Origin of the sequence: Mesobacterium hydrothermale (assembly GCF_035818635.1) — a bacterium.
Classification (GTDB): domain Bacteria; phylum Pseudomonadota; class Alphaproteobacteria; order Rhodobacterales; family Rhodobacteraceae; genus Mesobacterium_A; species Mesobacterium_A hydrothermale.
The window spans coordinates 23,209-29,747 of record NZ_JAYLLH010000036.1; the positions used below are offsets into that span (position 1 = coordinate 23,209).

Annotated in this window: 8 protein-coding genes and 1 pseudogene; 4 read left to right on the forward strand and 5 right to left on the reverse strand. The window is 64.0% G+C overall.

What is annotated here, in order from left to right; genetic code table 11:
- Positions 1 to 4 precede the first annotated feature (4 nt).
- On the reverse strand, positions 5 to 583 hold the full coding sequence (locus tag VK792_RS17450; RefSeq protein WP_326299151.1) for a histidine phosphatase family protein: 579 nt from the start codon (positions 581 to 583) through the stop codon (positions 5 to 7).
- A gap of 81 nt (positions 584 to 664) precedes the next feature.
- Between VK792_RS17450 and cobU the strand changes: the two genes are divergently transcribed.
- From cobU to cobS, 3 genes are read left to right on the forward strand one after another with little or no spacing between them, the layout of a single operon-like run.
- Positions 665 to 1,168: a bifunctional adenosylcobinamide kinase/adenosylcobinamide-phosphate guanylyltransferase gene (gene cobU / locus VK792_RS17455; RefSeq protein WP_326299152.1), complete on the forward strand. Its 504-nt coding sequence runs from the start codon at positions 665 to 667 to the stop codon at positions 1,166 to 1,168.
- 3 nt (positions 1,169 to 1,171) lie between these two features.
- Entirely contained in the window at positions 1,172 to 2,176 is a 1,005-nt protein-coding gene (gene cobT, locus VK792_RS17460; protein WP_326299153.1) for a nicotinate-nucleotide--dimethylbenzimidazole phosphoribosyltransferase, read from the forward strand.
- Positions 2,173 to 2,940, forward strand: a complete 768-nt coding sequence (cobS, locus tag VK792_RS17465) for an adenosylcobinamide-GDP ribazoletransferase (protein ID WP_326299154.1) — start codon at positions 2,173 to 2,175, stop codon at positions 2,938 to 2,940. The genes cobT and cobS overlap by 4 nt, the downstream gene beginning before the upstream one ends.
- A gap of 358 nt (positions 2,941 to 3,298) precedes the next feature.
- Here cobS and VK792_RS17470 read toward each other — a convergent pair whose 3' ends face one another.
- The 4 genes and pseudogenes from VK792_RS17470 to VK792_RS17485 form a co-directional block, all read right to left on the reverse strand.
- Entirely contained in the window at positions 3,299 to 3,517 is a 219-nt protein-coding gene (locus VK792_RS17470) for a hypothetical protein (protein WP_326299155.1), read from the reverse strand.
- Positions 3,518 to 3,523: 6 nt separating this feature from the next.
- Positions 3,524 to 3,859 (reverse strand): annotated as a pseudogene (locus VK792_RS17475) (IS66 family transposase); the annotation flags it as partial.
- The gene (gene scpB, locus VK792_RS17480; protein ID WP_435404870.1) at positions 3,859 to 4,470 is read right to left on the reverse strand and encodes an SMC-Scp complex subunit ScpB; all 612 of its coding nucleotides are present in this window, start codon (positions 4,468 to 4,470) and stop codon (positions 3,859 to 3,861) included. The pseudogene VK792_RS17475 and the gene scpB, both read right to left, overlap by 1 nt.
- 47 nt (positions 4,471 to 4,517) lie before the next feature.
- Positions 4,518 to 5,402, reverse strand: coding sequence for a DUF1403 family protein (locus tag VK792_RS17485; RefSeq protein ID WP_326299156.1), 885 nt, complete (start codon positions 5,400 to 5,402; stop codon positions 4,518 to 4,520).
- A 397-nt stretch (positions 5,403 to 5,799) separates the two neighbouring features.
- On the opposite strand from VK792_RS17485, the gene VK792_RS17490 reads away from it, so the two are divergent.
- On the forward strand, positions 5,800 to 6,539 hold a 740-nt coding region (locus VK792_RS17490; protein ID WP_326299157.1), incomplete at its 3' end, for a tyrosine-type recombinase/integrase.

The following is a 6,539-nucleotide window of genomic DNA, read 5'->3' on the forward strand; positions in this document are numbered from 1 at the left end:
CCGGTCATCCGATCCCGCCCGCGTTGACGCACCCGATCGACCAGGCCTCATCGGCGAAAGCGGTGATCCGCGTGACCGAGAGCGGATCGACGCGGAAGGAGAGCGCCGGAGCCTCTTGGCCGAGGGCCAGGGCCAGGGCCGCGCGCACAACGCCCGCATGGGTCATGACGGCGACCTGCCCCCCTTGCCACGCGATCTCCTGCAGGGCGGGTGCCACCCGGGCACAAAGATCGGCAAAGCTCTCGCCCCCCGGCGGCCTGTGGCGCGCCAGATCCGCGCCGGACATCGCGCCAAGATCGGGCAATTGGCCAAAGGGGATGCCCTCCCAATCCCCGAAATCCTGCTCCCACAGGCGGGCGTCGGTCGCGAAGGCAAGATCGGGCCACAGAGCGCGCGCGGAATGGACGCAGCGCAGAGCCGGGCTCGCGACGACTCGCACCGTGCCAAGCCTGTCGCGCAGCGCCCTGAGCGCACCCTGATCTGGCAGAAGCGCCCCCACATCCCGCCGTCCGGCCAAGGCGCCGCCATGATCGGCCGGCGCGTGGCGCAGCAAGATCAGCTCTGTCGGCGCCCTCTCCGGCATGGCGGTTTTTCTCCTTTCGCAACCGCGCCTTTTCTGCTTTATCTGCACGCCGGTAACAAGAGACAACAGCGCGAACCAGCCATGGCACGCATTCATCTGATCACGGGCGGCGCGCGATCCGGCAAAAGCGCCCTGGCCGAAGCGGTCACGCTAAACCTTGGAAATCACGCGCATTATATTGCCACCGCTCAGGCGTTCGACGATGAGATGAAGGCCCGAATTTCCACCCATCGCGCCCGTCGCACAGGGGTCTGGACCACACATGAGGCCCCCTTCGATCTGGCCGGAACACTGCAAGCGACCGACGACGCGCCGCGCCTGGTGGACTGCCTGACGCTCTGGCTGAGCAACCTCATTCTGGCCGATCGCGACTGGGAAGCCGAGACGCGGGACCTGCTCGCGCTGCTGCCCGCTCTCGTGCATCCAGTGGTGTTCGTGAGCAACGAGGTGGGCATGGGCATCGTGCCGGAAAACGGGCTCGCGCGGGCTTTTCGCGACGCGGCGGGGCTTTTGAATCAACGGATCGCAGCAGCAGCCGACGAGGTGACGCTGGCGGTCGCAGGCCTGCCACTAAAGGTGAAATGACATATGGAAATTCTCTCCCTCTCCGAGATCGCATCGCTGGCCGAGCACCTGCCCGCCTTCGACACCGAGGCGGCTGACGCCGCGCGCGCTCGTCAGGACAGCCTGACCAAGCCACCCGGGTCTCTGGGACGGCTAGAGGAGCTTGCGATCTTCATGGCGGGCTGGCGTGGCACGGCGCGACCGAACGTTGCCAAGGCACAGGCGGTGATCTTCGCCGGCAATCACGGCATCTGCGCGCAGGGCGTGAACCCCTATCCGCAGGAAGTCACCGCGCAAATGGTGATGAATTTCGAGCATGGCGGGGCCTCGATCAACCAGCTTTGTCGCGCGAACGGGGCCGATCTGTCGGTCGTCGCGCTCGATCTCGATCGCCCGACCGCAGATTTCACCCAAGGCCCCGCGATGAGCGAGGCCGAAACGCTTGATGCGATCAATCGCGGCATCGCGGCCGTCGATCCCGAGGCCGAAGTCCTGATCCTCGGTGAGATGGGAATCGGCAACTCGACGATCGCGGCGGCGCTGGCCTCGGCGCTGTTCGGCGCAACGCCCGCAGACTGGGTCGGCCCCGGAACCGGCTCGAACGCCGAGGGAATCCAGCGCAAGATCGCCGCGATCGAGGCCGGGCTGAAGCGCCATGGCGGCGCCTCCGCGATGGCAACGCTCGCAGCACTTGGCGGGCGTGAACAGGCCGCGATTTGCGGTGCAGTCCTCGCCGCGCGCGCCCATCGGATCCCTGTCATCCTTGACGGCTTCATCTGCACCGCCGCGGCGGCCACCCTTTACGCGGCCAATCCGCGCCTGCTCGATCATTGCCTTGTCGGGCATGTCTCGCCCGAGCCGGGCCACCGTCGCCTGCTTGACGCGATGGGCAAGAAGGCCATGCTCGAATTCGACATGCGGCTGGGCGAAGGCTCGGGGGCAGCGCTTGCACTGGGCATCCTTCGTTCGGCCCTCGAATGCCATAACGGGATGGCGACCTTTGGCGAGGCCGGGGTCAGTGAGGCATGATCGCGCGCCGCGTGACGGAGGCGCATCTCGCGCTCGTGCTGCTCACGCGGCTTCCGCTGCCGCGCCTGCGTGACCCGGTGCCGAGTATCGGCGCAGCGGCCTGGGCGTTTCCGCTGGCCGGTCTTGCGGTTGCCCTGATCGCCGCCGCGATCTTCTGGCTCGGCCTTGCGCTGAACCTGCCGCTGCCGCTCGTCGCGGGGTCTTGTCTCGCCGCACAGGTGCTCACCACCGGCGCGCTGCACGAAGACGGGCTGGCTGATTTCGCGGACGGGCTCTGGGGTGGCACCACACCCGAGCGACGCCTCGAGATCATGCGCGGCAGCCGGATCGGCAGCTACGGCACGATTGCACTCATTCTGGGCTTTGGGCTGCGCTGGCAGGCCCTTGCAGCCCTCGCCGCCCATCCCGCGATCATGTGCCTGGCTCTGGTAGCGACCGCGATGTCGAGCCGCGCCGGCGCCTCGATCCTCCTCGCAGAGCTCCCGGCCGCACGATCAGACGGGCTTGGACACAGTGCGCGCGACGCAGGAAAGGGAGCGGCGATTACTGCCGCCTTACTGGCCATGCTGCCATTCCTCGGTCTCGCCGTCTGGGCGGGTCCATTGGTCCTGCCCGCGATGTCCATCGGGACTGGCGCTGTTCTCTGGCTGGTGTCCAGACTCGCCAAAACGCGGCTTGGAGGTCAGACGGGTGACGTTCTCGGCGCGACTCAGCAACTCATTGAAATTGTAGGGCTTACAACCATCACCGCACTTGTCTTCTAACTCCGCTCCAGATTTTTTGAGCACCTCCCCGAAAATCGGACAGTGACGGAAGCTACGATCTGACGTCTGCTGGTCTCCCAGAACGAGGAGATCAGAACATGTCGAAGCGCAGGAACCATGATGCGGGCTTCAAGGCTAGCGTGGCGCTGGAAGCCGTGAAGGGCGAGCGCGCCGTGTCGGAGACCGCTCGCAGGCGAAAGCCGGCGTTGGCCGATGGATTACCTTCTACAATCACCAGCGGCCCCACGCCGTGACCTGCCACTGAACTTTCATCCAGCCGGAACCGGAGCCCTTTGGGTTGTTACGCCGATTGGCGCAGGTGGAGCAACGTAAGCATCCGGCGTAGGCCGCGGCGCGGTCAACGCGCGTGGTCACGGTCCATTTCGATGAGCTCTTGCAGGTTTTCGATCCCGAACGGAGTGAAGGCGATGACGCTGTCGTCGCTAGGGCCGTAGACCCAGATCACGCCATCTTCGGTTTCCATGTCGCTAGCGAGATCGAAGATCCGGTCGACAGTTTCGCCCAGTTCGGCTGCAACGCGGTCGATGGTCTTGACGAAATACACCTTGTTGAGCATGCATGATCATGCCGCCTCAGCGAGGGGCCGGGACTTCCAGTTCCAAGGCAGAAGTTCATGGATGCGCGAGACGGGCATGTCGGACAACCGGGCGAGAACATCGGCGAGCCAGGTCTGCGAGTCGATGTCGTTCATTCTTGCAGTGACGATGAGGGTATACATGGCGGCGGCCCGCTGCCCGCCACGCTCGGAACCCGCGAAGAGCCATGACTTTCTGCCCAGAGCCACGCCGCGCAGGGCGCGTTCGGCCGCATTGTTTGTCAGGCAGATACGTCCGTCATCGAGGAATGCCGTGAAGGCCCGCCAACGACTATCTTTCTCGAACGTGTAGTTGATCGCCTTCATGAAGAACCGATCACACCCGCATCCTCCAACAGTTCCCGATCGGGAAGATCGCGAAGGCTCTCCAACCCGAAGGCAACAAGAAACTGCTCCGTGGTGACGAAGGTATAGGGCGCACCGCGGCGTGGCGATCGTGGCCCAGTCCCGATCAAGTCGCGCGCATGCAGCCGCCCGATCAGATCACGGCTGATCTCCTTGCCGAAAATGTCCTTCAGCCCGTCGCGCGTGATCGGTTGATGGTAGGCGATAGCGGCCAGGACCGCGACGTCGAATTCACTCAGGTCCAGCAGTTGGTCCCCAACATCGGCCGCGGCGCGGATCGCAGGTGCATAGGTAACCCGCGTCCGGAACATCCAGCCACCGGCGACTTGTACAATCTCGAAGGCCCGTCCCTCCAGATCGGCGGCAAGGTCCTCGACCAGCAGGTCGACCGAGGCCCGTTGCCCCACCACGCACGCCAAGTCTTCGCGCGGCACCGGCGCGGCCGAGGCAAAGACGACCGCCTCGATCCGGCGCATCCATTCACGCCAGCGCAGCTCGGGTGGCAGGTCGAGCAACTCGCGATCCAGTTCGGGTTCAGAGCGATCCTTCGCAGACTTTGGTGGTCGCATGTCCGAACCGCGAAACCGGCTCCCACTTTCGCTGGACATGCTCATCGCTACACTCCGTAAAGCCGGAAAGTGTCCCTACCCGTCAGCTCGCGCACCGCGCCGAGGTCGACCAGCCGGTCGCAGAGCCGCCGTGCTGCGCGATCCGGCAAAGGCAAGGCCGACGGCGCCACAGCGTCCCAGGTCAGGAACATCTCGACAGCGTTCCCTGCCCCTTTGGCGCGAAGCATCGGGGCGACTGCCTTAAGATGCGCCGCCCGACGCGCGAGGTCCGCGGCCAGCCGAACGGCCTCAATCGCCGAATAGATGAGTGCGCGATGACAGGCCAGACGTAAGTCGCCGCCTTGCTTGCGCAGGTCGGCGCGTTTCAGACTCGCGGCCAGCAGCGGCACGAGATGATCCCAACCGAGTGTTTGGGCGAGGGCCGCCTCCGCCAGGATCAGCGCCGACACGTCTGCACGCGGCGCCTCCGTCAACACTGCTTCCAGCACCATTGCGGCACGGGTCACCGGCGCCCCTCTCCCCGCATCAAGCCACGTCGCGATCTGGCCCGGCTCGAAGGCTGGCAAGGCTCGAGCAAGCGACTTGATCGAAATCGACCGTTCTACTGCGCGCCGCCAGGCTAGGCAGGTTTCTCCGGCTGGTCCGGGAAGTTCGCCCGGGCGCAACAGATGCACTGTATCGCGCAACTCTCCTGCGCGCTCCGGGCCTCCAGAAAACGCGACACAAGCCTCCGCGCCAAGTAGAGCGAGCCGATCCCGCAACAAGGCTTGGGGCACCTCCGCACGTCGCAACACAAGATGCAGGTGGTTCAGCGCGGCGCCCGACAAAAACGCAACATCTTCAAGGGTTTCAGCGCGTGCAGAGGTGACCCAGGCGGGCATCCGGGGTAACGTGTCGAGGTCGCTGATGGGGTCCGGCCGGGCAAATGTCATGCCCAGAGCCTACACTTGCGCGGCGCTTTATTCCAGAAAATAGCGATCTAACCGCCCCGCCTTGCAGCATCTCACTATGTCCAATAATATTGCATTATCGGACGTAAAAATGATATGCGCAGAAACATGGTCTTCAGCTAATGTTTCATCACTGGACTCGCCCGAAATCGGCCCTCTCGTCGAGCTCGTTCGTATTTCATTGGTGGACAAGGCTTTAGCTCAAACACTGGACTCCTGACGAAATGCCAAACCAGGTTGAAGCGGACCAAATTCGAGTCGAGGTTCGTGAGACTGGCGGTGGTTCGGACGCTTCCTGGCATTTTGGCATGTTCTCTCGTCGACCTGCGCGAAACCATGTCCGGCCGAAGGCCTTCAGCTCAACGAGAGAGGTTCTACTATGAGGGAGGATGACGATCGGATTACCCTGCCCTTGCATGTCGCCGGTTCCGGCACACTCGACCGCCTGGTCGACACCGCTCGGGACTACGCCAAAGCCTCGACGTCCGAGAACACGAACAAGGCCTATGCCGCCGACTGGAAGCACTTCGCGCGTTGGTGCAGGCTGAAGGGTGCGGAGCCCTTACCTCCGTCTTCAGAAATGATCGGCTTGTATCTGGCCGACCTGGCCGCGCCGACCAACGGGTCCCCTACCCTCTCGGTCAGCACCATCGAGCGTCGCCTCTCAGGTCTGGCATGGAACTATGCGCAACGGGGGTTCACTCTCGATCGCAAGAACCGCCACATTGCTTCGGTCCTGGCGGGGATCAAGCGCAAGCACGCGCGCCCGCCAGTGCAGAAGGAAGCGATCCAGGCCGAGGACATCCTCGCAATGGTTGCCACCCTGTCGCACGATCTTCGCGGGCTACGAGATCGTGCGATCCTGTTGCTCGGCTACGCTGGAGGCCTCCGCCGCTCGGAAATCGTGAGCCTCGATGTACATAAAGATGACACGCCAGATTCCGGCGGATGGATTGAGATCATGGAGAAAGGCGCCCTCCTGACCCTCAATGCGAAGACAGGTTGGCGCGAGGTCGAAATCGGCCGCGGCTCTAAGGATCAGACCTGCCCCGTGCATGCTCTCGAGCAATGGCTGCACTTTGCGAAGATCGACTTCGGCCCTGTCTTTGTAGGGACCTC

What these genes read in the sequence shown, in the direction of transcription:
- VK792_RS17450 (WP_326299151.1), bottom strand. Translation starts at nt 583, where the DNA reads ATGCCGGAGAGGGCGCCGACAGAGCTGATCTTGCTGCGCCACGCGCCG.
- cobU (WP_326299152.1), top strand. Translation starts at nt 665, where the DNA reads ATGGCACGCATTCATCTGATCACGGGCGGCGCGCGATCCGGCAAAAGC.
- cobT (WP_326299153.1), top strand. Translation starts at nt 1,172, where the DNA reads ATGGAAATTCTCTCCCTCTCCGAGATCGCATCGCTGGCCGAGCACCTG.
- cobS (WP_326299154.1), top strand. Translation starts at nt 2,173, where the DNA reads ATGATCGCGCGCCGCGTGACGGAGGCGCATCTCGCGCTCGTGCTGCTC.
- VK792_RS17470 (WP_326299155.1), bottom strand. Translation starts at nt 3,517, where the DNA reads ATGCTCAACAAGGTGTATTTCGTCAAGACCATCGACCGCGTTGCAGCC.
- scpB (WP_435404870.1), bottom strand. Translation starts at nt 4,470, where the DNA reads ATGCGACCACCAAAGTCTGCGAAGGATCGCTCTGAACCCGAACTGGAT.
- VK792_RS17485 (WP_326299156.1), bottom strand. Translation starts at nt 5,402, where the DNA reads ATGACATTTGCCCGGCCGGACCCCATCAGCGACCTCGACACGTTACCC.